This window comes from Erythrobacter aurantius (genome assembly GCF_023823125.1).
In the GTDB taxonomy this organism is placed as follows: Bacteria; Pseudomonadota; Alphaproteobacteria; order Sphingomonadales; family Sphingomonadaceae; genus Erythrobacter; species Erythrobacter aurantius.
Map to the genome: position 1 here is coordinate 3,345,487 of NZ_CP090949.1, position 26,286 is coordinate 3,371,772.

The window sequence follows — 26,286 nt, forward strand, 5'->3', positions numbered from 1 at the left end:
ACTCGTTTAAGGATTGGCGCGATGAGGACGATCTAACACCAAAGCATGAATAAGCGTCGCAAGATCTGGCAAACCCGAAGCTACGATCTTTGAACTCAGCTGAAACTCAGTAACCGCAGTTACCATTGCCTCACTCCACTCGCCATTGACTGGCCCGGAGTACAATCCATCTTCAATTAACTTCGACTGGAGCGCTGCAAGTGCACTTTGCCTGATTTGAAGTGATCGATTTTTATTCTCGACCACAGTTATTGGGCTCACGTTGACTTGGTGGATGGGAGCGAGAGCGCTTATCACCGAACTTGCAGCCTGCTCAATTGTTACCGTAGTTTGATCGCGACAGACTGCCTGAACGGCTTCAAGAAAAACCTGTCCATCAGGATAAGGAAGGACGTCGAAACGTTTTTCTTCAACCCGGTTTCGCGCTGTCATGTAGCCCATCAGCCAAGAAGCATATAGGCGAGAATTTTCGTCGGTTGCCTTACGATTGAGATATTCTTGGCATGTATTTGCCCCCAAACCTCTCACAGCAAACAGACCACTCGCGTCTGCAGCGTAGGCCGGTGAGTTCAGCAGAATTGCGCCTGCCGCTGTGGCGACCAGATGGACCAATTTGAATGACTCCATCATGACAAGACTCCCTTTCCGCGGAAGCGAAGGCCTGAACAGAGATTCAATGCTCTCATCTAGACCTTCGCCCCGCCTCTGGTCATCCTCTGCCGCAACAGGCGTGGGTGACCACCAAAACATGCTCCGCGGGCTACCTTGCGGCGACTTAGCCCGCGGAGTTCTTCATTAATTGGCTCCGATGACTGAAATAGAGCTATTGCCGATGGCGGTAGCCGAGGCAGCGTTGCCGCTGTTCTGCATGCTGCTCCCGGCAACGGCGCCGTTCGAACTCATGCTGTAGGTCACGGTGGTCGCAACCGCGCTTACTGCGCCGGTGTTGGTCTGCTGGTTACCCAGAGCCACATTCGGCATGCCGGTCACCAGCGAACTCAACATGAGCCTGTTTTCTGCGCTGTTACCTACCGCAAAGGCAGTCGTGCTGTTGTTGCTGTTGCTGACACTTGCGTTGAGCACGCCGGCAACGCTGCCGCCGCTTGTCGCGTTGAGTGCGACCGAGGTCCCGCCGGTGGCGTTGGCGGTTACCGCACCGCTGTTCGCCTGGTCGTTTAGCAGCGCCGCATTTGCCGTAGCGACGTTCGTCGATCCGTTGATCGTCGCCGCACCAGCTGCCGCGGTGTAGCCGGCGCCAGCGGTGTAGTTCAGCGTGTTGGAAGCGCTGTTGCCGCGGGCGAGAGCCAGAGTGGAGTTGCCTTCGATCAACACCGAGCTGCCATCAAGTGATTCGAGCGCAGTCTCATCCTCAGTCGTGCCGGTTACGGCGAGACGGACAGTGCTGTTCGCATTGGCCGAAGTTGTTGCTTGGCTGGCTTGCTGATTGATCAGCGATGCCGTCGAACCAAGGTTAGCGTCGGCACCGACCGAAACGGTGTTGGCCGCTCGGTTGGAGGTCGACTCCGACCGCGTGGCGTTGCTGGACATCGAAATGCTGCCATTAACGACTCCCGTCGTCGTGACATCAGTATTGCCTATATTGTAGATGTCCGTGGTGGCAGTGGTCGTAAGCGTACCGGATGCGTTCTGCCCGTTGATCAGGGCAAAGGAACCAGTTGACTGCGCTGCGCCCGCCAATGCCACATCGGATGTGGCAATAGCTGGAGCGGTAGACGTCGAGTTGGTTGACGAAGCCGTCAAAGAGTTGGTCGCATTGTTGATCACACCGAGCGCGCTGTTTCCGTTTTGGTCGACATTCACCGAGGATCCGCTTGAGACAACGTTCGAAACGACCTCCATGTCGCTTACAGACGAGATGGCGGCACTTGACCCGTCTTGGGAGTTAGTAAGCACACCTGAAGTGGCCGTCCCAGCAAGGTCGGTTCCGCGAACCGTAAGGTTGTTGGTAACTGTGTTGCCAATTGCTTCGCCATAAGCACTGTTGGCTGATACACTCAGGCTTGCGTCAGTAATGGCCGTGTCAAGAGCACCATCGATCCCGAAGGTCGTGAACACTTCTGTGGTACTGCTGCTACCAGCAACCAAGATCTGGCTCGAAGCCAAAGCGGCATCAGCTCTGGCATCGGCTTCAGGGTCTCCCGTTGAAGCGGTGAGAACCTCTCCAGCGCCGACCGCAGTAACGCCATCGAATGCGTTGGCAGCGACAGTCACGCTATTTCCGGCCGAGTTGCCGATTGCCGAACCCTGCACCGCGTTGCTTTCGACAGCTAAAGTGCTGGCCGTGATCGCGCCTTCAACGTCGATCAAAACTCCTCCATTGTTGACGGCACCGCTCGTACCGCTCACCGGCAAGGTGACTGCGCCGGTACCAGGTGTGGTGTACGAGAACGCAAAGGTGACAGGATCATATGTGAAGTCGGTCGCAGAACCGTATTCCGCCAAGAATGCGGTTACTTGGTCGGGTGTCAGGCCGCTCAGACTTCCGCTTGCCGTGCCAGTGGTAATTGTTGCTGGGACAGTAAACGGAGCGACCCCGCCAGAGCCTGCGAACCCAATCAGAGCTGACACATCCTGACTGCTAGTTTGCAGGTTTGAAGCGCCGGCGGTGACCTGATTCAGAGTGGTGCCATCGACACTCACCGTGTTGGTAGACCGATTGCTCGCAGCAAGAGCCTGCAACAGGTTGTTGTTTGCCTCGACTGACGAGTTGGTCACGGTGCTGTTCAAGTCGTTTACGACCGAAGCACTATCGCCGAAGGTACCGCCCGTGGATTCACGGAGGCTGGCAGTTACATTACCGGTCCCCGCAACCTGCGTGTTTACAACGCCAAATTGTGCAGCAACAGTATTCGTATCAGTGTCGAGATAAGCATTAGCTTGAGCGCTGAGATTGCTTCCCGATAGCGATGTTCCAGATACGGTCAATGTATTGGTGGCGCGCGACGAATCTGCGGATGCCAGGACCTGATTGGCGGAGCTTACGACGGAGCCTCGCAGGATCGCGCCGTCAATTTCTGTTTCGACTGAATTGCCGCCTTCATCGGTATTCCCGTCTGCTGTGGCGAGAATGTCAGCACCCGATACGTTCTGAAGGTTCGCAACAGCAGCATCAGCCATTCCGTCTGTAGTGGTCAAATTTCCGATGCTTATGTTTGCTTGGTTTGTCGCAACGGTTCCCTGAGCTTGCGCTAGAAGAGTGTTGTTGGTGACTGCCGTGTTGGAGTCGGTGAGTGATCCGACGATGTCCATGCGGAAGGCATCAGTATCATCGGGATCAGCGGATGCTATGACGTCGGCGAGCACCTGCTGGACATTGACGACGCCATAAGCGGCGGTGGCATCGGCATCGAGAGATTGCGGAGCGCTAGTCGCCGCAGTGCCGTTCAATCCGAGTGCGACCACCTGGGCGTCGACCGAAAGTGTGTTCGCCGCAACGGTACCGCGTGCAACCGCCGACTGGCTGTTGCCCGAGATTTCGCTCGAACCCGAGATCAGGCTGGCAGCATAGTCTACGTCAATCGAACCGGTCTGGGTCGCGGTTACTGTCGACGTCGCATCATTGACCTGCAGGTTCGAAATCCCTGCAGCCGAACCGACATCGACCCCCGTCAGCGACAGGCTGTTGCCGGCATCGCTACCGGTTGCGAACGCCTGCTGGGTGTTGCGCGTCACGGCAACGCTGGTGTTGGTGGCCGTGCCGTTGAGGTTGTCGCCGGTGAAGATGTCGATATCCGAGATCGTGTTACGAGCGGTAACGGTCGATCCGGTGTTGAACATCGCACTGGCAATGACAACCGCTCCATCTGCAGCAACCGAGTCGCCGTCAGCGGAGGGGATGAGGTCAGCTGAAAGGGTAGCCGACGTATCAACTGCCGCATTTAGAGCAGTCGCTTCCAGTTCAATCGCCTGAAGCGCACGGTTGCCAGTCGCGCTGGCGGCCAGAACGTTCGAGTCGACGGTGATCGCGCTGTTGACGAAAGTGGCGCTAGCGCCACCTTGGCCCACATTGACCTCAACATCCGAATCATCGGAATCGGCAAGAACGACAACAGTGTCGAGCTCCTGGCGGGAAGCCAGAACCGCTGAGGCATCAAACGTCGCTGATGAAGCGCCGCTGGAAATACCGGCGGTGAGATCGTTACCGTTAGCAGCCGTGGTCAAACGGTTGGACGAGACGTCGATCGAGCTAGTTTCGAGACTCGCCACATCCACGTCGACATCGACACTCAGGCGGGTCTCAAGCTCACCAGTTTGCACGAGCTGCGTATTGACACCCACGAGACCGCCGCTGGCGGTAACGTCAGAAAGAACTGTCAGCGGGTCGCCTGGCTCTCCTGCCTCACCTAGTTCGTCAATTTGTGCCGACGCAATGTTATCAGCGGCAGTATTGTAAGAAAGGCTGTCGGCCAGCGAAATCTGCGTGGTCGCAGTGTTGCCGGTCGCATTCGCCGAGGCTGTATTCGACGCAGCCGACAGGCTGCTGTTGAGGAAAGAGGTCGTGAAACCTTCCGTTTGGATCGAAGCGCGGAACTCTCCGGTGGTGACCGCCGCCGGGTCTGACGTGTTAGCGTCGAAACGCTGCGCGTTGCTGATTGCAGCCGTGGTCGAGGTGCTGCCGTCATCCGCCGCAAGCGCAATCGAAGCATCGCGAGCGTTCGCTGTGAAGCTCGAAGTGATGGCATTGCCGTCGAGCGTGGTAGTACCGGTGACATTATCATCAGCGGTAGTGTTGATGGTCAGGAAGGTATCGGCGTTGCTGGTAGTCGCCGACGAATCAGCAGCAGGGACAGCGACCTGAACCGACGAGACCAGAAGCGAGCCCGACAGATCGGCAACGTTCGCAGCCGAACCCGACACGTCGGTCGTGACTGCTGCGTTGGTGGTTGCAAGGTTGGTGTAGTCGACCGGCTCCGAGCCCGTGATCGTGGCTGCGTAGGTATCGCTACCCTCATTAACGACAACAACCGAAGACGTCACGTTGTCAAGGACATTGACCGAACCCGTGGCGAAATCAGTAGCGGCAACGCCGATTTGCGCGTCCGAAGTGGTCGCATCAACTTGACCAGTGTTTGTAGAAACTGCCGACAACGCAATACCATCATCCGGCAGAGTAGTGCTGCCAATGGTCGCCAGCGAAGCGGTTACGCCGTTACGGTTAGCGATAGCCGTGGCGTCCGCCGTGTTCTCGTTGTTGTCGAGAACGCTATTAGTGGTGTCGCCAATAATGGTGGTGATCGCATCAAAATTCGGCGTCGTCGCAGTCACGGTTTCGCTATTCGATTGTGGCGATGTATCTCCCCCTGTCACATGGCCCTGCAAAATAGAATCGAGAACCCCGTTAGTAACAACCGTCTGCGCAGATGAAGGTACAGAAGCGGTCGCCACTGCAAGGATCGCTATGCTTGCACCAGCCGACAGCTGCGTGCGCATTTTTTTTGAGTCAAACATTATTAAAATTCCCCTTGTAAAAACTTTTTCGCAACTAATTATCGTTACTTCATTCTATTTTTCGTATTTCAACGCGTGCGAGTTCTTGGAACCCGGGCCCGTCGCGGTAAATAGCGGTGTCAACCGAAGACGGGCGCCAAGTGACCCTGAACTCAGATGAGCTAATGCCTCGGTTTGTCAGCGCGGACACAAGGTTAGCAATGCGCTGATCCAGCAAAGCGTCGCGCCTTGCAGGATCCCAAGTCTCGGTATCCCTAGCAACGAGAAGTAAAGAGACGGTTCTTTCCGATGCGAGACGCACTGCCATATCAAGGACCGGCTGGGCACTCGACATCAAGTTTGCATCTCCAAATTCAAAACCAATCTGGAGCAGGCTGGTAGCTGCTGCCGCGCCGGCACCCACCGCCTCATTGAGCGAACGAACGGGAGCGACTGACGGGACAGTTGGCGCAAGAGAAAGTTGTTCTGATCCAGCATTTGCAGATTTATCGCTTCGGTCTGCTGGAAGCGATCGCCCACGCAACTCGTCTGCAGCCTCACTTGGTATCGTATCCAATTTCTGCGACATACAGATCGATGGATCGAGATCCTTTACCGACGCGACCAGCCGTAAAACACCTTCTTCGAGCGCGGTGCGGATCCCAAGCTGCAAAGGCTCCTGACCCTTGGCGCCGATATTGATATCGAATAGCTCGGTGCCGAAAAAGCGAAAAACTCCAGCCCCAATTTCATACCCAGTAAACTGCTTTGTAAGGCTGACGGTTTTGAGAACCAGAAGCGAGCGCGTGTCGACGATCCGAAGGTCTATTGCCACACTTTGAGTGAATACCCTCGCCTCTGGACCCAAATTATTAATGGTTACCTGCGCACCGCCTGAGCGTATGTTATAATTCACTTCAGTGATACCGCCGACGATGTAATAGTCAGACTGAGCAATAGTGCCGCCGAAATATGGCAACCACGGCACCCTTTCGCCGTTGACCTCGTGAACCAGACCGTTCCCTAGCTGGCGCCGATCTGTGTAACCCAGTTCGCGTTCAGCAATGGTTGGATCGAAGCGCTCTGCGATCCGAAGCGGTCCGCCGATCTTGCCGAGAGCGGAAAAGACCATGAGCGATCCACCCTGAGTGATCGCATTACCCTCGTTTATGGAGTACTTACCGGTGTAGTCACGGACTTCGCCGACTCCAATTACTGTTGGCTTTCCGTTTGCCGCGACCAGTTGGTCACCAAAACAGGCAAGCGCCGCCTCCATCGGTGACCTATTGTCGCGGACTGGCGCGCCAATTACGATAGGCACTTCGCGTGGGGCGACACGCTGACTATCAATCCCGCCTCCGACAGAAGTGCACCCCATCAGCAATATCGACAAAACGAGGGTCGAGCTTCTCACAACGAAGCGTCTGGAATACGGATAAAAAGTCATACCTTCTATCCGGCTGCCGGCACATATTGACAAGCAGTCGAGCCGTTTACAGTCGCTGACTGGTTACCTGAGTTATTCTGATCGGTGTTAAGCGCTTGGAAATTGTCACCCCTGACAGATGCCGACATGGAACCAGACGCATCAGCCTCGATCTCGCCACTATTGCCCTGTGTCGACGAGTTGGTACTGCCATCCCCGGGGCCACCATTGTCGTAAGTCGTGTCGCTTAGGTTGCCTTTTGCATCCGAGCTGTGACCACTCGTACTTGGGGAGTTTGCCACCGCATTCGACGCGGCGTCATTGCCGGTCGCGGTAGAATTAACGGAACAATTGTACTGATCGTTAATATAGGTGTTGTAGATCGGGGCTGAGTAAAAACCATTTATTCCCCTCTGACGCACTTCCTCAAGGTACATCAGAGCGGATCGCTCAGCGGGCGTAAGAAATTGCCAAGCGATGTTTTCACCTACATTGTTGGCCATAGCCGAATGAGCGACGCCGCCCACTAGAAGCATGGCCATAAAGAGAGATTTCTTGAACATTAGCGATAACTCACTTTGAATTGCGTGGTGGCGTGACTGGCACTTCGGCGAGCTTACGGCGGGCAGACCGAGGGGCCTGGTGGCCGCTTGCCCAACACCTAGAAAGGCGCGGGGGACCACACCACGCCCCCTTCATTAAGTCAGCTCCAGCCTCCACCGCAGTAGTGGCGGCAAGGGCGTCATCCACGCCGTCGACTAGCACTTGCGCTCGCAATGCCCGACCAAGCCCGATTAAGTGAGGCAGAGCCGACCCCAAGCGGGCTGGCATCCCCGCCGAAATAAAGTGACGGTCTATTGAAACGATATCGGGCTCAAATACCGAAGCGTCACGCAACGAGGTTTCACCGAGTCCGAATTGACCGATAGAAATACGGCATCCGGCCCGCCTAAGCCCAGCCAATGTTTCACCCACGCCTAACACCGAGGCTCCGCCTAATGGACCTCGTAATTCAAGAATTAGATCACGTGCGACGCCACCTTTTCGCAGAAGTTTTGTGAGCAGCTGCTCCCAAAAGGCCGTATCCGCAAAGCTTTCAACTGCAACCGTTACCATCAGTGCGACTGCCCCCGGAGAAGCAAGCAATTCGTCCACCGCACGCGAGGCAACATAACGGTCGAAAAGACGAACCAAGCCCAGCCGCTCTGCCGCCGCAATTACGCGCCCCCCAACTTCGAGTTGCCCATTTGCATCTATTGTTGCAAACTTGCCCTCGACAATTGCCGATGTGCCGGGCAATGCGGCGAACCTAACCGGCTGCCAACAGACCTCAACGTCGATAGGCGACCCCATCTTACTACGGTAACCACCCATTGCCGCCAACGCTGGCGAAACAACAGCCATATCCATCGCATGATCGCTTCTCGATTGCTCAGAAACCGTTGGGCTCAGCTCGTCGGCAGCATTTACAGCTATCGCGCCATTGCGAGGACGCTCGCGAACCAGCGCGGATCCTACCAAAACCAAATGCACAACAACGCCGTTAATCGTCAGAGGCCGAAGCATGAGATCCACAATTAACGACTGCAGCCACTCACGTCGGTCGTCAGACACCGCTGGCAAGTTGGCCGCCACAGGGTCGCGAACATACACTTCTAAACCACAATCGAATCTTGGCTCGATCAGCGCCATGCCACACAATGTTTCTGAAACTCGATCCATCAGGACGGCAAGAGCAGACCGACCAAAACCCGGCCCAAAAGACACCTCTAACTGGACGAAATTTGCAATCCTGAGCTCAAAACAAAAATGCCCCGAGTCACCGCCTAAATCGCGCCGCAAGACAGGGTGCGGAACAACATTATCCACAAAATCCCCAGTCCACCCTACCATACCCGTCAAAACTACTGCCCTCCCGAAGGCAATTGCCGCTCCTTTCCGACCCCTTTGGAGTCGATCAAGGAGAAACCCCTTGAGACGCGTTGATGGCACCCCGGCGGTTCGTGGACACGGCAAATTGCTGCCACTTACGGCTCAAACTACATCCATAGTGGTGGGAACCTCTGTCAAACAGGACTTACGTGGTTTCGTGTCGAATGTCCGACACACAGATAAGTCCGGAATTTCAGGTTGTTGCAGGATTTGGCCCTACGTCAAATTTTCTGAATGGAGACACCATAATGGTTTGGTTTTCCAAAATCGAAATTCTTATGGCTTTGGGTTTGAAGATAAAGCCTCGCCAGTTTCTTGAACTCGCGCTTTTCTCATTGGTAGATTTTGCGCTGCAACGTGCACAATCATGGATAAACCGGAATTACTATCAAAATTGGCAAGAGCGGTGGTATAACTGACCCGCACTTCTTGCCGCCAAAGCAATGCCCATCTGGGCTACTGGCTGCTCTTTTAGGAATGCCGGTGATTAATATCACGACCAGCCTGGCGCTGATCGCAAGTTGCCGTTCATCGGCCGGAATGCTTGAGCGGTCCAGAGCATATCATGATAAGCTTCTAGGTGTTGAAGGCGGTCAGGGCTTTTGAACATGCCACGAGCATTGAGAAGCTTGCCATCCACGACGCTTTTCATTCAGAGGAATGTTACAAAATATCCAATCTTTGAGAACAAGATGATATCCCCTAATTATACGATACTCGATTAGCAATTTCCCCACAAGTTCAGTTCTCTAACTCAAGAGACGTCTCCGGCTAAATATATTTTTACCACCTTAAAACCACCTGATCTTCCCTCTGTGAAAGTCGAGTACCTGATCTGCGAAAAGGTTCATGAGATTGAAACCGAGCGCGCTCAAAATTTTAGCCAAGTCGGAAGAAAATTCGAGGACGCTAGCCTACAGCCACTCTTCATTCGCTCCCTAAAAGATTTTGTTGGCCTAGATGGCAGTAATGAACTTCTTTCCGCTATAAGAATAGTCCAGAGTCCTACCCGGAGTTGAGCATGCCTATCCTAGTGTTGCCTATCGGCCGGTGTGGAATGTAAATTCGCCATCCACCAAGAGCTTTGTGCTGCATGCCGCATTCATGTTGCAAGGAGTCGCCGTGCCTCCACGAGAAATGGCGGGAATCAGTGGAATTACGGAGAACGCGAAAGAACACGCGGAAATGCACAAGGGGATCACGCACGTCTTTGTTTTATCAAGCGAAATTTGGATGCCCCGTGAGGATTCGAACCTCAATTGACGGAGTCAGAGTCCGTAGTCTTACCATTAGACGACGGGGCATTACCGCGCGCAGAATCAGATTGCTCTGCCGTGCGAGACGCGCCTGTTAGGTTCGCAAGACTGTGCGGTCAAGGCCGACTTGCTTGCTCTTGCCCTGCACCGCTGTTAGATTTGGCTTCAGGTGCTGGCGCTCCATTCGCGTCAGTGAGAAGAAAGAATGATTTATGGCGGATACGCTTCCGCCGGACGAGAACAGGAGAGCTGGTAAAAACAGGGGCGACAGGTCCGGCAAAGTAGCCGATTTTCGCTACAAGCGCTCCCACCAGCCAGGCCAGAGGCCGAACGAGAGGTCCAATGCCAAACGCGCTCCGAAAGCGCGCAAAGGCGATGGCAACGAAACACCCAAAACGCGCGGACAGCGCGGAACCGCCCCGCGTGGCCAGGCCTTGCGTGGAGCAGCGGGCCGACCGGCCGCAGGTGCGCCTCAAATGCGCGGAGAAGCATACGCCGCGCTGGATCTCGGGACGAACAATTGCCGCCTGCTGATCGCGCGGCCTTCAGGTCGCGACTTTACCGTAATCGACGCCTTCAGCCGCGTGGTAAAACTGGGCGAAGGGCTTGCAACCAGCGGCCGGCTTTCGGACGAGGCCATGGACCGGGCGCTGGGCGCCCTGTCCATCTGCGCGGACAAGCTGCGCCGCCGCAATGTCCGCCTTGCCCGATCGGTGGCGACAGAGGCATGCCGCAGGGCCGAAAACGGAGCGGAATTCATCGAGCGGGTGCGCCGCGAAACCGGCATCGTGCTCGACATCATCAGCGCCGAGGAGGAGGCCCGGCTGGCCGTTCTGGGCTGCCACATTTTGCTCGAACAGGGTGAAGGCCCGGCTGTCATCTTCGACATCGGCGGCGGCTCGACCGAGCTTGTACTGCTTGAACCGGGCGGTCGCATCCCGCGCATCATCGACTGGCAAAGCGTGCCCTGGGGCGTGGTATCCCTGACCGATACCGTGGGCCGGGGAGAGGACAGTCGTGCTGCACGGCTGGATCGCTACGCCCGGATGCGGCAACTGGTGTCGGACAGTTTCGCCCCCTTCGCTCAGCGCATTGCATCAGCCGCCCAGTGCGACGACATCCGCCTGCTGGGCACCAGCGGCACTGTCACCACACTGGCGAGCCTCCATCTTGAACTGCCGCACTATGATCGCAAGGCGGTGGATGGTTTGATCGTACCGTCCCATGCCATGCGCACCATCAGCAGCGATCTGTCCGCGATGTCTCCGGAGGAGCGCAGCGAATTGCCATGCATCGGGCAGGATCGCGCCGATCTGGTGGTGGCAGGCTGCGCCATTCTCGAATCGATACTCGACCTGTGGCCGGCAGAGCGGCTCGGAGTTGCCGATCGCGGCATTCGCGAAGGGATCTTGCGCAGCCTGATGGCCGCGGAACGCCAGAGCGAGCGCAGCCTGCGCGCGCTCAACGAAATGCGGGCGAGCAAACCGCGCAGGCCAAACGGGCACAAGACTAACGGGCAGGGGTCCAAATGACACGTTCAGGCCGCAACCCGGAACGGCGGGTCAAGACCGCCAAGAAGCGCACCGAAAGCTCGACCCGCTGGCTGCAACGCCAGCTCAACGATCCCTATGTCCGGCAGGCCAAGGCCGACGGGTACCGCAGCCGCGCCGCTTACAAGCTGATCGAACTGGATGATCGGTTTCGCCTGATTCGCGGGGCGAAACGTGTGGTCGACCTTGGCATTGCACCGGGCGGGTGGAGCCAGGTCGTGCGGGCCAAAGCTCCCAAATCCCAAGTCGTCGGCATCGACCTGTTGCCGACCGAACCGATCGACGGCGTCACGATTTTCCAGATGGATTTCATGGACGACAAGGCCCCCGCGATGCTTGAAGAAGCGTTGGGCGGCGCGCCCGACCTTGTGCTGTCGGATATGGCGGCAAACACGGTGGGCCACAAACAGACCGACCATTTGCGCACGATGGCTCTTGTCGAAGCGGGGGCATGGTTCGCGGTGGAAACGCTGGAAAAAGGCGGGGCCTTCGTCGCCAAGGTGCTGGCTGGTGGAACCGACACCGAATTGCTGGCGCTGCTGAAAAAGCATTTCACCAGCGTCAAACACGCGAAACCTCCGGCAAGCCGCAAGGACTCGTCGGAGTGGTATGTTGTGGCGCAGGGATTCAAGGGGCGCGACTGAACGCGCCCCGAGATTGGATTATTCGGCTGCTTCTGCTGCCGGAGCAGCCTCGGCTGCGACTTCGCCTTCGGCGGCTTCTTCAGCGACCGGCTCTTCTGCCGGAGTGAACTCAGGCAGGGCAAGGCTGCTGCCGTTCGCGTTCATGTAGAGCGCCACGGCGGCCCGGTCTTCGATGCTGGACAGACCAGCAAAGCCCATCTTGGTGCCATCGACGTAACCGCGCGGGTTCTTGAGCCACTCGTTCATTTCGTCCCAGCCCCACTGGCCGCCGTGACTCGCCATGGCCGAGCTGTAAGCATAGCCGGGAGCATGACTGCCGATGGCTGTTCCCATAACCCCATAGAGGTTCGGGCCGACACCGTTGGCACCGCCCTGATCGATCGAGTGGCAGGCCGAGCACTTGGCGAAGACTTTTTCGCCATCTTCGACAGTCACGGAGGCCAGCGCTTCGGCGAAGGAAATTTCTTTCGTGCCGGAATCTTCCTCAACCGCGCCTTCGATCACGTAACCCAACTGTTCGGGGCGTTCCGGATCGTAGCCGTGGAAATACTTGTCCGCGAGGATCGAAAAGCCAAGGCCGAGGCCGGCTGCAAAAAGCACCCAACCCGCTGCGGTGTTGAACAGATCGCCCGAGCCCTGATCCGCGCCCTGCGAAGCTTCATTGTTGGTTTCTTGTGTCATCCCGGCGCTCCCTTAATGCGCCCCCTTGGCCCGTGCAAGGCGAAACGCATCACCATCTGGTGCATCAAACGCAAGAAGCGCCAATAGCCCCACTTGCCGACAACGCAAGGGGGCTCTAGCAGGCTGTCAACCATGCACAGCTTTCCTGGCCCCGCCCTTTCGATAGTCGAAGAACTGCGCACCGCTGCCGCGGCCGATCCGGCGTGTGCCATCGCGTTTCAAGGTTCTCCCGGTGCAAATTCGCATCGCGCGGCAATGGAAGCGCGCCCTGAAGCGCTACCGCTTCCATGCTTCAGTTTCGAAGACGCGCTTGAAGCGGTGAAGGACGGGCGCGCGGGTCAGGCGATCATCCCGATTGAGAATTCGCAGCATGGCCGGGTGGCCGACATCCATTTCCTGCTACCCGAAAGTGGCCTTGCCATTGTCGGCGAATACTTCATGCCGATCCATCACGCGCTGATGGGCCTTGGCGAAGGACCATTCGAAGCCGCCTACAGCCACCCTCAGGCTTTGGGTCAGTCGCGATTCTTCCTGCGGGAGCGGGGCATTGTTCCGCTCAGCTATGCCGACACGGCTGGCGCTGCCGCCTTTGTGGCCGAGAAAGGCGACCCGACGGTTGCTGCCATCGCGCCCGCCATCGCGGCGGAACTTTACGGCTTGGATATCGTCGAGCGCAATGTCGAAGACAGCGATGACAACATGACGCGTTTCGTGATCCTCGCGGACAAGCCGACCTTCATCAATGTCGACGCCGGAAAACCAGCCATCACCACCTTCGTCTTCGAAGTGAAGAACATTCCGGCGGCGCTTTACAAGGCGCTGGGCGGGTTCGCCACCAACGGCGTCAACATGACCAAGCTGGAAAGCTACCAGCAAGGCACCAGCTTTTCCGCCACCCGCTTTTACGCCGACATCATCGGCATCCCCGGCGATCCGGCAGTCGATCGTGCGTTGGAGGAATGTGCGTTTCATTCCAAGGAATTGCGAGTGCTGGGCACCTACGAACAGGGCCGCAAGCGCGGTTAACCCCAAAGCACCAGCGAAAAGACGCCAAAGCCTGTTGCACCGCCGGTGTGGCCATGCCACCAGTGCGCTTGCATGACCAACGCTGTGCAGACCATTCCGGCAGAACAGGGCGCACCTGCCGCAATTCCTGTCGCCAGCAGCCCTCCTGCCAATGCAGCGGGCGCGCCCGATGGCTGGCAGGAACTGCGCGGCGATCCCGACATCCAGTTTGAAGAGATCACCCTGGTCCCGCCAGACCCGCCCGAGCCCGGATGGCTGGCAGAGCTGCTGGGTGCTGTGCTTGATTTTCTCGCCTCGATACTTGCCCCGGTGGGCCAGGCGCTCGGCCTTTCATGGCCGGTGCTGCAATGGGTGCTGCTGGCCTTACTGGCGGCGTTCGTCCTTTATCTGCTGGCGCGCACATTCGGCCCTCTGGCACAACGCGCCAAAGCTGCACGCCGGGCGCGCAGCGAGCCGGAATGGGCGCCAGACCGCGAAGAATCGCTTGCCCTGCTCGAAGATGCGGACCGTTTGGCCGCCGAAGGTCGCTTTGACGAGGCGACTCACCTGTTGCTGATCCGCAGTGTCGGGCAGATCGCGCGGGCACGGCCCGACTGGGTCGAACCTTCGAGCACCGCGCGCGAACTTGCCGCCCTGCCCGCGCTTTCCGACAAAGCGCGCGGAGCCTTTGCCACGATTGCCGAGCGGGTCGAACGCAGCCTGTTCGCGCTTACCGCTCTCGACCGTACCGATTGGGAAGCGGCCCGCACAGCCTATGCCGATTTCGCGCTCAGCCGGATCGAAGGAGGCAAGGCATGAGCACCGGCATTCAGCGGGCACGCGGCGCATCGCCATTCAGCCGGGGTGGTTTCCTGGCGGTGCTGGTGGTGGGCTTCATCGCATTTCTGGCCATGCTCTATTTCATCGCCACGGGCGATACCGGTGAACCTGACAGCGGCGGCGAAGCGCATGCCGCGGCTGACGGGATCAACGGCTATTCAGGGCTGGCAAGGCTGCTCAAGGCGAATGGGTACACCGTCGAAACTTCCCGCAGCCGCGCCGGGTTCGAGACGACCGACCTGCTGATCCTTACCCCTCCTGCATTCACCGACCCTGAGGAATTCGCCGAAATCCTGAATAATCGCGAGTATCTCGGCCCGACTCTGGTGATCCTGCCAAAATGGCAGGCGATCAAACCCCGCGATGATGTGATCGAGGCAGACGAGGAACGGATGCAGGACGATTGGGTCAGCCTGATCGACGCAAGCGCGCAGGACTGGACCAGCGAGCTGCCGCCCCCCTTCAAGCTTACCCATGAAATCGAGAAACTCGAAGACGATGCGGCAACATCATGGGGCGGGCTGGAATTGTCGGGCGAGCTTCCGACCAGAACAATCAGCTATGCCGAATCCGGCGCAGGCCTTGAGCCTTTGATCGTTGATGCCGGTGGCCATGCGCTGGCGGTTCAGGTCGTCGGTGAAGAAGGCAGCGAATACTACGAAAACGCGCATTGGGTCATGTTCGTGGCGGAACCGGACCTCATGAACAATTACGGGCTTGCCGATCCGACCCGGGCCGCCGCCGCGCTCGCATTGGTGCGGGAGGCTGGATATGGCGATACCGATGCGATCACGATCGACCTGACGCTCAATGGCTATGGCGGTTCGGTCAACCTCTTGACCCTCGCCTTCCAGCCGCCATTCCTTGCCGCAACGTTGTGCCTGATCCTCGCCCTGCTGATCGTGGGCTGGCGCGCTTTCTTGCGGTTCGGGCCGACGGCGGCCCCTGCGCAGGAACTGGCTTTCGGCAAGCGCCGGCTGGTCAGCAATGGGGCCGGGCTGATCGTGCGCGCCCGGCGGATGCGGCTGCTGGGCGAACCCTATATCGCGTTGATCGAGCGCAAGCTGGCCCATGCGCTCGGCCTTGCCCGGGCGGATGAGGAAACGCTCGACGCTGCCGTCTCTCGCCGATTGCCCGGTGAAGAAAGCTTTTCCAGCCGCGCCGCACGGCTGCGAGAGGCGGAACGCCCGGTCGACATACTGCGCGCCGCGCAGGCCCTTTACGAGCTTTTGCACAAGACATCTGGCCATTCAGAAAGAGAAGCATCCCGATGAGCACAGAAATGGACACACCGCAGCAACAATCCCCGCAAGCCGGCGCGATGACGCTGCAACAGGTGCGCGATCTCGCACAGGCCATCCGCGCGGAAGTGGCAAAAGCGATTGTCGGGCAGGATGCCATGGTTGATCACCTGCTAGTCGCCCTGATCAGTCAGGGTCACGTCCTGCTCGAAGGGCCTCCGGGGACGGCCAAGACGTTCCTTGCGCAGGCATTCTCCACCGCGCTCGGCCTAGATTACGGGCGCATCCAGTTCACGCCCGATCTGCTGCCGGGCGACATCCTCGGCTCCAACCTGTTCAATTTCCAGACCAGCCAATTCACGCTGACGCGTGGGCCGATCTTCTGCGAATTGCTGTTGGCGGACGAAATCAACCGCACACCGCCCAAGACACAGGCCGCGCTGCTCGAAGCGATGCAGGAACGCCGCGTGACGCTGGACGGGGAAACCCACCAGTTGCCGCCCCGCTTCATGGTGGTCGCAACCCAGAACCCGATCGAAAACCAGGGCGTCTATCCCCTGCCCGAAGCCCAGCTTGACCGGTTCCTGTTCAAGCTGCTGGTCCCCTATCCCGACGAAGCCGAAGAAGCCCGGATCGTTGCCACCTATGGCTCGCGCTCAGGTCCGCAAAAACCAGCCGATCTGGGGGTCACACCCGTATCCAACGCGCAGATGCTGGCCACCGCCAGTGCCGCGCTGGATCATGTCACCGTGGCCGACGAGATCACCCAGTATGTCGTGCGGTTGGTGCGGGCGACGCGGGAGCATTCCGAACTGGCTGTCGGCGCATCGCCACGCGCCGCTGTGATGCTCGCAAATGCCGCCCGAGCGCGGGCCGCGCTTGAAGGGCGGGCCTATGTCATTCCCGACGATGTCAAGGCGCTTGCAGTATCGGTGTTGCGTCACCGCCTGACACTTAGCCCCGCTGCCGAAATCGAAGGGCGCGACGTGGAAGCGCTGGTGGCCGAATTGATCGACGCGACCCAGGCGCCACGATGATCGGCAGGATGGTGATCGACAAACGCTAGCATGGCATTCTCCCTGCCCCTTGTCCCGACCAAGCTCGCCGCGTGGCTGATAGCCGCCTTCGCGCCGTTGGCTTTGGTGATCGGCTCCGTTTCGCCAGAGCTATGGATCATCGCGCCGGTTGCCGCCGTGGCCCTGATCGCGTTGGTGGTGATCGATGGGCTGATGGCAGGCGGAGTGCGCGAATGGCAGTTTGTAGCGCCCGCCGACACGGAAGTGGGGCAGCCGTGCGCGCTCGATGTCCATGCGCGCTTTGCAGGGCGCATGGTCGGCAGGCCAAGGGCGGCGCTGGAATTCGATCCCCGGCTGGGCGAAGCGGGCAAGGCAGTGCTGGGGCTTGTGCACGATGATGAAACCGCAACCCACAGCGGCACCACCGAAGTAAGGCCGGAACGGCGCGGCACGGGCGACATCAGCCGCGCATGGCTGCGCTGGTCAGGACCACTGGGTCTTGGCGCGCGGCAATCGGTCAAAACGCTTGATACTCAGGTGCGCATCTGGCCCGATCTTTCACCGGTTCGCTCGCGCGAGTTGCAGACCTTTCTGCGCAACGCCCAGACCGGGCTGATCGCGCGGCGTATTCGCGGCGAAGGCACCCAGTTCGAGGCTTTGTCGGAATACGAACCGGGCATGGACCGGCGGCGGATCGACTGGAAGGCCAGCGCGCGGCACAACCACCTTTATGCCCGCGAGAACGAAAGCGAGCGCAACAACCAGATCGTCTTTGCCTTCGATTGCGGACAGGCGATGTGCGAACCGGTGGACGGCCTGCCGCGCATCGACCGGGCGGTGTCGGCCGCGCTCACCTGTTCCTATGTCGCCCTGAAAGGTGGCGACAAGGTTTCGCTCTTCGGCTTTGCCCAAAGGCCGCAGGTGATGACGCCGTTTGTGGCGGATTCGCGCGCGTTCCACCGCTTGCAAAGCGCGGCGGCGGGCCTCGATTATGAACCGGTCGAGCCCAATTTCACCCTTGCGCTGGCAACGCTGACTTCGAAACTCAAACGCCGTTCTTTGATCGTGCTGTTTTCCGATTTCACCGATCCTACGGCGGCGGAAATGATGATCGAAAGTATCGGGCGACTGGTGAACAAGCATCTGGTGCTGTTCGTCACCATTGCCGACAGCGAGCTCGAAAGTTTCATCGACGAGGAACCGGGCGATGTTGCGACGCTTGCCCGCTCGGTGACGGCGGACACCCTGCTGCACCAGCGCCAGATCGTGTTGCAGCGGCTCCGTCGCATGGGCGTCGACGTGATCGAAGCGCCCTATCGCCAGATCGGGTATCGTCTGATCGACAAGTATTTCCTGATCAAGAACAGCGAGGCAATCGGATGAAGGCGCCGATGCTGGGATCGTGGTTTGGCCGCCAGGAAATGGCCGCACCCGCCGATATCGAGAGCGCGGCGCTGCGTTCCGATCGTTTCCGGCTGGAACGCGAAGGCGACTGGCGGCGGCTCGAAGACATTATCGCCCGAATGGAAAAGGGCGGGCTCAAGCGGATCGACGATGACGATCTGCTGGCGCTGCCGACGCTGTACCGAACCGCCGCATCCAGCCTGTCGGTCGCGCGTGAAACTTCGCTTGATCTCGCCACACTGTCCTATCTCGAAAGTCTCGTCCAGCGTGCGTGGTTTCAAGTCTATGGTCCGCGAAAGGGATTCTTCGCCTGGCTGCGCGAGTTTCTTTTTGGCGGATGGAGCCGCGCGGTGCGCGAAATCTGGCTCGACATCTGCATCGCGCTGTTCGTGATGGTGGCGGGCGCGGTGGTTGGCTGGCTGCTCGTGGTGCAGGATCAGGACTGGTATTATCGCCTTGTCCCCGCCCAGATGGCCGGGGGGCGGGTGCCGGGTGCCAGCCGGGAAGAATTGCTTTCCACCTTGCAGGTTGAGGAAAGCACGGGCGGCCTGTCCGCTTTCGCCGCCTATCTGTTCAGCAACAATGCGGGCGTTTGCATTCTCGCCTTCGCGCTCGGATTTGCATTCGGCATCCCTTCGCTGATGCTCCTGATCCACAACATGGCATTGCTGGGCGCAGCGCTTTGGCTGTTCAACGAAGCCGGGCTGCTGGTCGAATTCTCGGCCTGGCTGAGCGTGCATGGCACCACCGAACTGTTCGGCATCCTGCTGGCGGGTGCCGCCGGCCTGCATATCGGGCGGTCGATGGCGTTTCCGGGCGACCGTTCGGTGCTTGATGCGGCGTCTGCCAGCGGCAGGCGGAGCGCGGTGGTGATGGTGGGCGTGGTGATCATGATGATCGTTGCCGCCTTGCTGGAAGCCTTCCCACGCCAATTGGTCGCCGCATCGGAAAGCCGCTTTGCAATCGGCGGGGCGTTCCTGACGTTCTGGCTCGCCTATTTCTTCCTCTACAAGCCGCGCAGGCTCGATCATGACACTGCGGAGGAAGCCGCATGAGCAGCGCCGCCCTCGCGAATGCCGACAAGCGCGCGCGGGTGCTGGTCACGCCCGAGGGCATCGCCGTGCCGGTCAAGGTGGCCTCACGCGCATCGCGGTTTGGCGCGCTGGCACTCGACTCCATGTTCCTCAACATTGCGCTGGTCCTGTTCCAGATCTTGCTCAGCCTGACTATCGGCGGCGCTGTCGAGGATCTGGCCGATGCGGCCGACCAGTCGATTTCCGGGGCTGCTGAATTCCTCGTCGTGATCCGGATCCTGTTCGTCTTCATTGCGTGGTACGGGTATTTTCTGGTGCAAGAACTCGGCCCGCGCGGCGCCACGCTGGGCAAGCGCGCGGTCGGTATCCGCATCGCCGCGCGCGGCGGGGGCAGGCTGACCCCCGAAGCGGTGATCGCCCGCAATCTGCTGCGCGATATCGAGATATTCTATCCGCTGATCTTCATCATCGTCACGCTAATCACCAGCGCCGCCGGGATCGACGGCGGCAGCATGATCTGGGCGGCCTTGCTGTGGTTCCTTGTGTTCGCGCTGTTCCCGTTCTTCAACAAGGACGCGATGCGCGCAGGCGACGTGATCGCAGGCACTTGGGTGATCGACGCGCCGCGCACCAAGCTGGCCGAAGCGCTGTCCACCCAAGGCGCCGCTGCCGATGCGACCAGCGAAACCACCGGGGTACGCTATGAGTTCGGTGAAGAAGAGCTGTCGGTCTATGGCGAGCATGAGTTGCAGACGCTCGAGCGGTTGCTGCGCGAAGCCCGGCCCGAGGCATTGGCCGCAGTCCACGCCACCATCTGCCGCAAGATCGGATGGGATCCGGGCGCAGGCGACGAACGCGCTTTTCTCGAAGCCTTTTATGCGCAATTGCGTGCCAAGCTCGAAGGCGACATGCGCTTCGGCAAACGCAAGGCGGACAAGCATTCATGACGATTTCACGGCGCGGATTTGTGGCGGGATCGCTCATCGCGGGGGCGATGCTGCCCGGCTGTTCGCTGCGCCTGCCCGAAGTGACACCGCCCGAAACGGGTCCGGGCAACCGCTATGCCGCAATGCTGCGCCAGGTCGAAGGCGAAGCGAACGGGACGCTGGGCGTGGAACTGATCAATCTTGCCACGGGCCGGTCCGTCGGGATCAACCGCGATCGGCGGTTCGGTCATGCTTCATCCTTCAAGCTTTCGCTCGCAGCCAAGGTGTTGCAGCGCCACGCCAGCGGAGAGGATGATGCGGATCGCCTCGTAACGTGGAGCGAAGCCGATTTGCTGGCCTACGCACCCTTCACCCGCGAACGGATCGGCACCGGGGCCACTATACGCGAATTGGCGCGGGCGACGCAGGTGACTTCGGACAACACCGCCGCCAACCTCCTGCTGCGCGAAATTGGCGGCCCGCCGGCGCTCACCGGCTTCTGGCGCTCGATTGGCGATGAAGTGAGCAGGGTCGACCGGTGGGAACCGGAGATGAACATCGTCCCGCCGAGCGAATATCGTGACACCACCACCCCGGCCGCCATGGCGCGCACCGTGGCGAAGATCGTCTATGGCGATGTGCTGCCGCAGGCTGAGCGGTCCGATCTAAAAAGCTGGATGGTCGAGACCAACACGGGGTTGCGCCGCGTGCGCGCGGGGCTGCCCGAAGGCTGGGTGGCGGGCGACAAGACCGGCACAAGCGGGCTGATCGGCACCGATGGCAATTACATCGACATCGGGTTCGCAGAAAGCCCTGACGGGCTGCCGCCGATCATATTCGCCTGCTATCTGAGGGCGCGGCAGGCGGATGACGATATGCAGACCCGCGCCGAGACTGCACTGGCGCGGGTTGGCGAGGTGATTGTGCGGTTTGCCCGCGATAAATCCGGGCTGATCGACTGATCAATGATCGGGCGTATTGCCCGAACCCGCCCCATCCTCTCCTCCAAAGATAGCGACTTCGTTCATCCCGTCGCTGTTGGCGCGGCCGCGATACATGCCGGTGGTGTTGAAGCTGTAAAGAGCGTGGCCCTCGGGCGTGACGAGGATAATGCCGCCATCACCGCCAAGCTCGGCAACTTCGGCCATGACGTCATCGGCAGCCCTCTGAGCCCGCCGAGCATGCCAGATCTGGCGAGATGTCTCACCATCTCCAGTAACCATTTCGCGAAGTTCACCAGTCAGACCATCTTCAGGGATTGGTGTGACAACGGGCGCCTGACCTGCAATCCGCAACCTTGTGCAAATCTCCTGCGCCACGCCGACGCGGATGAAATATTCACCCCATCCTGTCGCCGAGACCGCGCAGGAGCGGTTGTCCGCATAGGTGCCCGCGCCAATCACCGGGGCATCGCCAATGCGGCCCCAACGCTTGCCAGTCATCCCGCCGGTCGACGTGCCCGCCGCCAGATTGCCGTGCTGGTCCAGAGCGACCGCGCCGACCGTTCCGAACTTGTGATCGACATCGAGCGCAGACAACTCACGCGCCTTCATCCGTTCGAGCGCCTGCCGCCGGGCCTCCGTCGCGAACCATTCGGGCGGGGTGACTTCAAACCCGCGTTCGGTCGCAAACTGCTCCGCGCCCTCCCCCATCAGGAAGACGTGCGGGCTGTCGGTGCGCACCATGTCGGCGAGCAGGATCGGGTTCCTTACTGTGGTAACGCCCGTCACCGCCCCAGCGCTGCGATCGCGACCGTCCATGATCGAGGCGTCGAGTTCGTTGCGCCCTTCCCATGTGAACACCGCGCCGCGCCCGGCATTGAACAGCGGCGAATCCTCCATCGGGATGATCGCCGCTTTCACTGCGTCCATCGCGCTGCCGCCTTCGGCCAGCACCTTCGCCCCGGCGTCCAGCGCCTGCTGCAAGGCTGCCTCATACTCCGCGCGCCGTTCCGGCGTCATGTTGTCCGGGCTGAGCGTGCCTGCCCCGCCGTGGATCGCGATCGACCATTTGGGAGCTTCGTCCATCGGGGCATCCTTATGCGCCTCGGCATGGGCCGGGGAAAGGGTGGGAAGGAGTGCGAAAAGGCCGGCAGTGATCGCGGCAAGGACAGCGTTTTTCATGGGTTGCATGGCTAACCCAAAGCGCGGCATTACACCAGCACTTGAAACGGGAGACAACACCATGAGCGCTTTTGGCAAAACCAGCACCACCGATGATGTGCTGGCGGGCATTGATCTGAGCGGCAAGACGGTGTTCGTCACCGGCGGCAATTCCGGGCTGGGCCAGGAAACGGGCCGGGCGATGGCCGCAAGAGGCGCTCACGTCATTCTGGCAGGCCGCGACCAGTCAAAGCTGGATGCGGCGGTGGCCGCGATCAAGGCGGAGCAGCCCGATGCCAAGCTGGAAACGATCATCTGTGATCTCGGTTCGCTCGACAGCGTGCGGGCCTGCGGGGCCGAGGCGAATGAGCGGTTCGACAAGATCGACCTGCTGATCAACAATGCAGGCGTGATGGCCTGCCCGCTGGGCCACACCGCCGACGGGTTCGAAATGCAGTTCGGCACCAATCACCTTGGCCATTTCGTGCTGACCAAATATCTCATGCCGCTGGTCGAGGCGGGGCAGGACAAGCGGATCGTGAACCTGTCGAGCCGCGCGCATCATATGGCGCCGCTCAATCTCGAAGATCCCAACTTCGAAAGCCGCGATTACAACGAATGGGCGAGCTACGGTCAGGCCAAGACGGCCAATGTTCTGTTCAGCGTCGGACTGGAGGATCGCTTCGCTTCGAAAGGCATCAACGCCTATGCCGTGCATCCGGGCGGCATCCAGACCAATCTGGGCCGACACATGACCGAAGAGCAGTCGGCAGCCCTCATCGCACGGGTCAGCACAAGCGATCCCGACTTCGCGTGGAAGACCATCCCGCAAGGTGCAGCGACGCAATGCTGGGCTGCCACCGCGCCCGAGCTCGAAGGCAAAGGCGGAGTTTATTGCGAGGATTGCCACGTCGCCGAAGTGGACGACGAAAGCAGCAGCGGCGGTGTGCGCAGTTATGCGCTGGACAAAGGCACTGCCGACGCGCTTTGGGCTCTGAGCGAGCAGCTGACGGGAGAAACCTTCGCCTAGTCGGCAAGGAATTCCCTCAGCAACGCCAGCGTGTCTTTCGATTCCCGCGTCGGCACGATCGCCATGAAGACGTGCGGCGCGGCTTCGTATTCGTATAGCTTCGCATCCACGCCCGCATCGCGCAGTTTGCCGGTGAAGGTGCGGGAATCGATGATGAAAAGGTCATGCCTGCCGGTCCAGATGCGCGTCGGCGGCAGCAATGCGAGATCTTCCTTCGCGGTGTAGAGCGGGCTGCATTCAGCGCTCGCCGGATCACGGTCGCCCGCGAACATCTCTCCGCAAGCGCGCAATGTGCCGATCTTCAGCATCAGGTCATGCGGCTCGACCGCGGCAATCGCCGGATCAGCCATGGTGACGTCGAGCCATGGGGCGAACAGCGCCAGCTTGCCCGGTTGCGGCCCGCCAGCCTTTGCCAGCCGCAGTGCGAGGCTGAGCGCCATATGCCCGCCCGCGCTATCACCGTTGAGGACAATCTTCGCCGGATCGTGGCTTTCCGCCAGCTTTGCAAAGGCAGCATCGGCGACGGCATCCTGCACCTGATGCGAATGTTCCGGCACCACCTCGTACATCGGCAGGGTGACGCTGACGCCGCATTGCTCGACCATCGCGGCGGCAAGCGGCCAATGCTCCTTGAACATCGGCAGCACGAACCCGCCACCGTGGAAGTAAAGCATGTGCCATTCGCCCCGCCCGCTTTTCGGGTGCAGCGTAATGACCTTCTGCCCGGCTGCCTCCCACTGCTCGACATCGAATTTGGCGGAAAAACCCGCAGGCATCGGCGCGTCGCTTGGCACGCTGCGCTGTTTCATGTGCTCGCGGAATTCCGGCGCCGTGTGCGGAAACACCGGCTTGCGGGTGCTCATCAGCCATTTCACGAGCCGCATCAGCAGGCTCGGCTTCGCGCTGCGCAATTCGATCGAGGCGTCGGTCAGCATCGTGTCTCTCCCCTTGACGCGGAAACTGGACGAGCCAGCCATCAAGTCAAGGCCGCAGCGTCAGGGATTGATCGCGACCACGATCCCTTCGTTTAGCCAGCGGCCCAATATCGCACCGGCGCGCATGGCCGCATTTTGGATTGCCTCTTCGGAAGGGTCCGGATCGTCACCGATCAGCATTCCGATCAACTCACCATAGCTTGCTCCGCTCTGTATCGCGGCAAAGGCGGCTGCGTGATCGGCTTCAACGAGGGTGAATGTCGGCCGTTCTCCTTCGCGCCAGACGAGGCAGCATTGCGATTGGGACAAGCCTAAATCGGGCTGCTCATCGCCGCTACCCAGAGCGCGCCACAGCGCCTCCAGATCATGATCGACCAGCCGCGTCCTGGCCCGCGGTTGCAAGGCCAGCCGCATTTCGCCCCAGTCTTCATCGCCGAAATCCGCGACAGCATGCGCAAAGTCCTGCGGCGTAAAAGGCTCCCAATCGGGCGCGGTCGCCAGTTCCAGCATCGCCCATTCCAGCCAGACGAGTTCGGCGACCTCGGGCCTGTCCGCAAACAGGGCCGCGCAGGTCCGGTCAAAGCCCTGCCCCGCCTCGTCGATCGTCCAGCCCGCAGGCGGATTGGCGATTGCATGGTTGATCGCGGCCTGGGCGAAGGCCCGTTCGCCGACATGAAGCGCCGTGCGCTCAAACGTTTCGGCCAGCGCGCCCATGATCGCCGAACGGTAATTGCCGCGATAGACCGCCAGCCCTGCAACCTGGGAATTGCCCCAACCTGCGGGCAGGGGCGCTTCATCGTCGAGCAGCGCGCACAGGAACGCGCCTTGTCGCTCCGCCAGCGAAGTCATGCCGCCACCAGAGCGCTGCCGGCAATGTCGCGCGCACGATCAAGCTCGGCCAGCAATTCGGGTAAGGGTGGAATGTTCTCGTCCCGCTCGATCATGGTGGCGACCGGCTGCGGCAACATCGCCATCGCCTGCGCGTAAAGATCCCACACCGGATCGATCACCGGGCGATCATGCGTGTCGATGATGATATCGCGCTCCGCCGTCGCCGGATCATGGCCCGCAAGGTGAATTTGCCGCACCCGGTCAAGCGGCAGGCCCGCGAGATAATCCCTTGCCGAAAACCCGTGGTTCTGCGCCGAGACATAGATGTTGTTCACATCCAGCAGCAGATAACACCCCGTTCGCCGTGCCATTTCGGAAAGGAATTCCCACTCGGCCATCTCGTCTTCGGGGAAGGTCAGATAGCTCGACGGGTTTTCGAACAGCATCGCCCGGCCCAGCGCCTCTTGCGCATGGTCGATATTGGCGCACACCGTATCCAGCGCCTCGCGCGTCAGGGGCAACGGCAAAAGATCGTGCGAATTGTGCGCGCTGGTGCGCGTCCAGCACAGGTGATCGGACACCCACAGCGGCTCGATCCGCTGCTCCAGCCGTTTCAGCTTCGCGAGATAATCGTGATCAAGCCCGCCCGCCGATCCGATCGACATCGACACGCCGTGGATGATCACCGGCAGTTTTTCGCGCACCTGCTCCAGAATGCGCAGCTGCCGCCCGCCTTCGATCATGTAGTTTTCGCTGATCACCTCGACGAAATCGACCGGCACATCGCCCTGCAGAAAATCGTCGTAATGCGTCCGCCTCAGCCCGAGGCCAAAACCGCCAAACGGCGCAATCGGATCGGATGGGGCAGGCATGACGGCTCCATAGCAGAATTTATCAAGAGACTCGCATGTGTGTTCGTCCGCCAGCGCACGCGGTTACAGACAGGCGAAATACAAATTTCCGACACCCCGACTGTAACCGCCTG

Annotated in this window: 21 protein-coding genes and 1 tRNA gene; 11 read left to right on the forward strand and 11 right to left on the reverse strand. The window is 59.9% G+C overall.

Annotated elements, in window-relative coordinates; genetic code table 11:
• Window positions 1–6: 6 nt before the first annotated feature.
• From L1K66_RS16050 to L1K66_RS16075, 6 genes are all read right to left on the reverse strand, one after another.
• The gene (locus tag L1K66_RS16050; RefSeq protein WP_252258816.1) at window positions 7–630 is read right to left on the reverse strand and encodes a peptidoglycan-binding domain-containing protein; all 624 of its coding nucleotides are present in this window, start codon (window positions 628–630) and stop codon (window positions 7–9) included.
• Window positions 631–795: 165 nt separating this feature from the next.
• Entirely contained in the window at window positions 796–5,469 is a 4,674-nt protein-coding gene (locus tag L1K66_RS16055) for a beta strand repeat-containing protein (protein WP_252258817.1), read from the reverse strand.
• Window positions 5,470–5,518: 49 nt separating this feature from the next.
• Window positions 5,519–6,724 carry a CsgG/HfaB family protein gene (locus tag L1K66_RS16060; protein ID WP_252258818.1) on the reverse strand — a complete coding sequence of 402 codons (1,206 nt, stop codon included), beginning with the start codon at window positions 6,722–6,724 and terminating at the stop codon, window positions 5,519–5,521.
• A 176-nt stretch (window positions 6,725–6,900) separates the two neighbouring features.
• On the reverse strand, window positions 6,901–7,437 hold the full coding sequence (locus tag L1K66_RS16065) for a hypothetical protein (protein ID WP_252258819.1): 537 nt from the start codon (window positions 7,435–7,437) through the stop codon (window positions 6,901–6,903).
• Between the two features lie 10 nt (window positions 7,438–7,447).
• Window positions 7,448–8,767, reverse strand: coding sequence for an EAL domain-containing protein (locus L1K66_RS16070; protein ID WP_252260536.1), 1,320 nt, complete (start codon window positions 8,765–8,767; stop codon window positions 7,448–7,450).
• A 1,269-nt stretch (window positions 8,768–10,036) separates the two neighbouring features.
• Window positions 10,037–10,110: transfer RNA gene (locus L1K66_RS16075), tRNA-Gln, on the reverse strand.
• A 164-nt stretch (window positions 10,111–10,274) separates the two neighbouring features.
• On the opposite strand from L1K66_RS16075, the gene L1K66_RS16080 reads away from it, so the two are divergent.
• Together L1K66_RS16080 and L1K66_RS16085 are read left to right on the forward strand one after the other, a co-directional pair.
• Entirely contained in the window at window positions 10,275–11,594 is a 1,320-nt protein-coding gene (locus L1K66_RS16080) for a Ppx/GppA phosphatase family protein (protein ID WP_252258820.1), read from the forward strand.
• Window positions 11,591–12,256: an RlmE family RNA methyltransferase gene (locus tag L1K66_RS16085; RefSeq protein WP_034955413.1), complete on the forward strand. Its 666-nt coding sequence runs from the start codon at window positions 11,591–11,593 to the stop codon at window positions 12,254–12,256. Before L1K66_RS16080 ends, L1K66_RS16085 begins: the two co-directional genes overlap by 4 nt.
• Window positions 12,257–12,274: 18 nt before the next feature.
• Here L1K66_RS16085 and L1K66_RS16090 read toward each other — a convergent pair whose 3' ends face one another.
• A complete protein-coding gene (locus L1K66_RS16090; protein ID WP_252258821.1) occupies window positions 12,275–12,937 on the reverse strand; it encodes a c-type cytochrome in 663 nt (220 codons plus the stop codon).
• A gap of 132 nt (window positions 12,938–13,069) precedes the next feature.
• Here L1K66_RS16090 and L1K66_RS16095 point away from each other — a divergent pair, with 132 nt between their 5' ends.
• The 8 genes from L1K66_RS16095 to bla all read left to right on the forward strand — a co-directional run bounded on the left by L1K66_RS16095 (window position 13,070) and on the right by bla (window position 21,365).
• Window positions 13,070–13,963 carry a prephenate dehydratase gene (locus tag L1K66_RS16095; RefSeq protein ID WP_252258822.1) on the forward strand — a complete coding sequence of 298 codons (894 nt, stop codon included), beginning with the start codon at window positions 13,070–13,072 and terminating at the stop codon, window positions 13,961–13,963.
• A gap of 72 nt (window positions 13,964–14,035) precedes the next feature.
• Window positions 14,036–14,761, forward strand: a complete 726-nt coding sequence (locus L1K66_RS16100) for a hypothetical protein (protein ID WP_252258823.1) — start codon at window positions 14,036–14,038, stop codon at window positions 14,759–14,761.
• Window positions 14,758–16,056, forward strand: a complete 1,299-nt coding sequence (locus tag L1K66_RS16105; RefSeq protein ID WP_252258825.1) for a DUF4350 domain-containing protein — start codon at window positions 14,758–14,760, stop codon at window positions 16,054–16,056. Before L1K66_RS16100 ends, L1K66_RS16105 begins: the two co-directional genes overlap by 4 nt.
• A 47-nt stretch (window positions 16,057–16,103) precedes the next feature.
• The gene (locus tag L1K66_RS16110; protein ID WP_252260537.1) at window positions 16,104–17,060 is read left to right on the forward strand and encodes an AAA family ATPase; all 957 of its coding nucleotides are present in this window, start codon (window positions 16,104–16,106) and stop codon (window positions 17,058–17,060) included.
• Between the two features lie 30 nt (window positions 17,061–17,090).
• A complete protein-coding gene (locus L1K66_RS16115) occupies window positions 17,091–18,422 on the forward strand; it encodes a DUF58 domain-containing protein (protein WP_252258826.1) in 1,332 nt (443 codons plus the stop codon).
• On the forward strand, window positions 18,419–19,498 hold the full coding sequence (locus tag L1K66_RS16120) for a stage II sporulation protein M (protein ID WP_252258827.1): 1,080 nt from the start codon (window positions 18,419–18,421) through the stop codon (window positions 19,496–19,498). Before L1K66_RS16115 ends, L1K66_RS16120 begins: the two co-directional genes overlap by 4 nt.
• Window positions 19,495–20,424, forward strand: coding sequence for an RDD family protein (locus L1K66_RS16125; protein ID WP_252258828.1), 930 nt, complete (start codon window positions 19,495–19,497; stop codon window positions 20,422–20,424). Before L1K66_RS16120 ends, L1K66_RS16125 begins: the two co-directional genes overlap by 4 nt.
• The gene (bla, locus tag L1K66_RS16130; protein WP_252258829.1) at window positions 20,421–21,365 is read left to right on the forward strand and encodes a class A beta-lactamase; all 945 of its coding nucleotides are present in this window, start codon (window positions 20,421–20,423) and stop codon (window positions 21,363–21,365) included. Before L1K66_RS16125 ends, bla begins: the two co-directional genes overlap by 4 nt.
• Here bla and L1K66_RS16135 read toward each other — a convergent pair whose 3' ends face one another.
• Window positions 21,366–22,526 carry an isoaspartyl peptidase/L-asparaginase family protein gene (locus L1K66_RS16135; RefSeq protein ID WP_407931959.1) on the reverse strand — a complete coding sequence of 387 codons (1,161 nt, stop codon included), beginning with the start codon at window positions 22,524–22,526 and terminating at the stop codon, window positions 21,366–21,368.
• Window positions 22,527–22,587: 61 nt separating this feature from the next.
• On the opposite strand from L1K66_RS16135, the gene L1K66_RS16140 reads away from it, so the two are divergent.
• Window positions 22,588–23,535, forward strand: a complete 948-nt coding sequence (locus tag L1K66_RS16140; protein WP_252258830.1) for an SDR family NAD(P)-dependent oxidoreductase — start codon at window positions 22,588–22,590, stop codon at window positions 23,533–23,535.
• Here L1K66_RS16140 and L1K66_RS16145 read toward each other — a convergent pair.
• Genes L1K66_RS16145 through bufB form a run of 3 tightly spaced genes read right to left on the reverse strand, consistent with a single transcriptional unit; the run spans window position 23,532 to window position 26,173 of the window.
• Window positions 23,532–24,470, reverse strand: coding sequence for an alpha/beta hydrolase fold domain-containing protein (locus L1K66_RS16145; protein ID WP_252258831.1), 939 nt, complete (start codon window positions 24,468–24,470; stop codon window positions 23,532–23,534). The two genes, L1K66_RS16140 and L1K66_RS16145, sit on opposite strands and share 4 nt — an antisense overlap.
• A gap of 60 nt (window positions 24,471–24,530) precedes the next feature.
• Window positions 24,531–25,319 (reverse strand): HvfC/BufC family peptide modification chaperone, encoded by a 789-nt coding sequence (locus L1K66_RS16150; protein ID WP_252258832.1) that lies wholly within the window; start codon window positions 25,317–25,319, stop codon window positions 24,531–24,533.
• Window positions 25,316–26,173, reverse strand: a complete 858-nt coding sequence (gene bufB / locus L1K66_RS16155) for an MNIO family bufferin maturase (RefSeq protein ID WP_252258833.1) — start codon at window positions 26,171–26,173, stop codon at window positions 25,316–25,318. The genes L1K66_RS16150 and bufB overlap by 4 nt, the downstream gene beginning before the upstream one ends.
• Window positions 26,174–26,286 lie beyond the last annotated feature (113 nt).

Excerpts from the sequence above, each read along its gene's own strand:
- L1K66_RS16050 (WP_252258816.1), bottom strand. The coding sequence starts at position 630 with ATGATGGAGTCATTCAAATTGGTCCATCTGGTCGCCACAGCGGCAGGC.
- L1K66_RS16055 (WP_252258817.1), bottom strand. The coding sequence starts at position 5,469 with ATGTTTGACTCAAAAAAAATGCGCACGCAGCTGTCGGCTGGTGCAAGC.
- L1K66_RS16060 (WP_252258818.1), bottom strand. The coding sequence starts at position 6,724 with ATGGAGGCGGCGCTTGCCTGTTTTGGTGACCAACTGGTCGCGGCAAAC.
- L1K66_RS16065 (WP_252258819.1), bottom strand. The coding sequence starts at position 7,437 with ATGTTCAAGAAATCTCTCTTTATGGCCATGCTTCTAGTGGGCGGCGTC.
- L1K66_RS16070 (WP_252260536.1), bottom strand. The coding sequence starts at position 8,767 with ATGGTAGGGTGGACTGGGGATTTTGTGGATAATGTTGTTCCGCACCCT.
- L1K66_RS16080 (WP_252258820.1), top strand. The coding sequence starts at position 10,275 with ATGGCGGATACGCTTCCGCCGGACGAGAACAGGAGAGCTGGTAAAAAC.
- L1K66_RS16085 (WP_034955413.1), top strand. The coding sequence starts at position 11,591 with ATGACACGTTCAGGCCGCAACCCGGAACGGCGGGTCAAGACCGCCAAG.
- L1K66_RS16090 (WP_252258821.1), bottom strand. The coding sequence starts at position 12,937 with ATGACACAAGAAACCAACAATGAAGCTTCGCAGGGCGCGGATCAGGGC.
- L1K66_RS16095 (WP_252258822.1), top strand. The coding sequence starts at position 13,070 with ATGCACAGCTTTCCTGGCCCCGCCCTTTCGATAGTCGAAGAACTGCGC.
- L1K66_RS16100 (WP_252258823.1), top strand. The coding sequence starts at position 14,036 with ATGACCAACGCTGTGCAGACCATTCCGGCAGAACAGGGCGCACCTGCC.
- L1K66_RS16105 (WP_252258825.1), top strand. The coding sequence starts at position 14,758 with ATGAGCACCGGCATTCAGCGGGCACGCGGCGCATCGCCATTCAGCCGG.
- L1K66_RS16110 (WP_252260537.1), top strand. The coding sequence starts at position 16,104 with ATGACGCTGCAACAGGTGCGCGATCTCGCACAGGCCATCCGCGCGGAA.
- L1K66_RS16115 (WP_252258826.1), top strand. The coding sequence starts at position 17,091 with ATGGCATTCTCCCTGCCCCTTGTCCCGACCAAGCTCGCCGCGTGGCTG.
- L1K66_RS16120 (WP_252258827.1), top strand. The coding sequence starts at position 18,419 with ATGAAGGCGCCGATGCTGGGATCGTGGTTTGGCCGCCAGGAAATGGCC.
- L1K66_RS16125 (WP_252258828.1), top strand. The coding sequence starts at position 19,495 with ATGAGCAGCGCCGCCCTCGCGAATGCCGACAAGCGCGCGCGGGTGCTG.
- bla (WP_252258829.1), top strand. The coding sequence starts at position 20,421 with ATGACGATTTCACGGCGCGGATTTGTGGCGGGATCGCTCATCGCGGGG.
- L1K66_RS16135 (WP_407931959.1), bottom strand. The coding sequence starts at position 22,526 with ATGAAAAACGCTGTCCTTGCCGCGATCACTGCCGGCCTTTTCGCACTC.
- L1K66_RS16140 (WP_252258830.1), top strand. The coding sequence starts at position 22,588 with ATGAGCGCTTTTGGCAAAACCAGCACCACCGATGATGTGCTGGCGGGC.
- L1K66_RS16145 (WP_252258831.1), bottom strand. The coding sequence starts at position 24,470 with ATGCTGACCGACGCCTCGATCGAATTGCGCAGCGCGAAGCCGAGCCTG.
- L1K66_RS16150 (WP_252258832.1), bottom strand. The coding sequence starts at position 25,319 with ATGACTTCGCTGGCGGAGCGACAAGGCGCGTTCCTGTGCGCGCTGCTC.
- bufB (WP_252258833.1), bottom strand. The coding sequence starts at position 26,173 with ATGCCTGCCCCATCCGATCCGATTGCGCCGTTTGGCGGTTTTGGCCTC.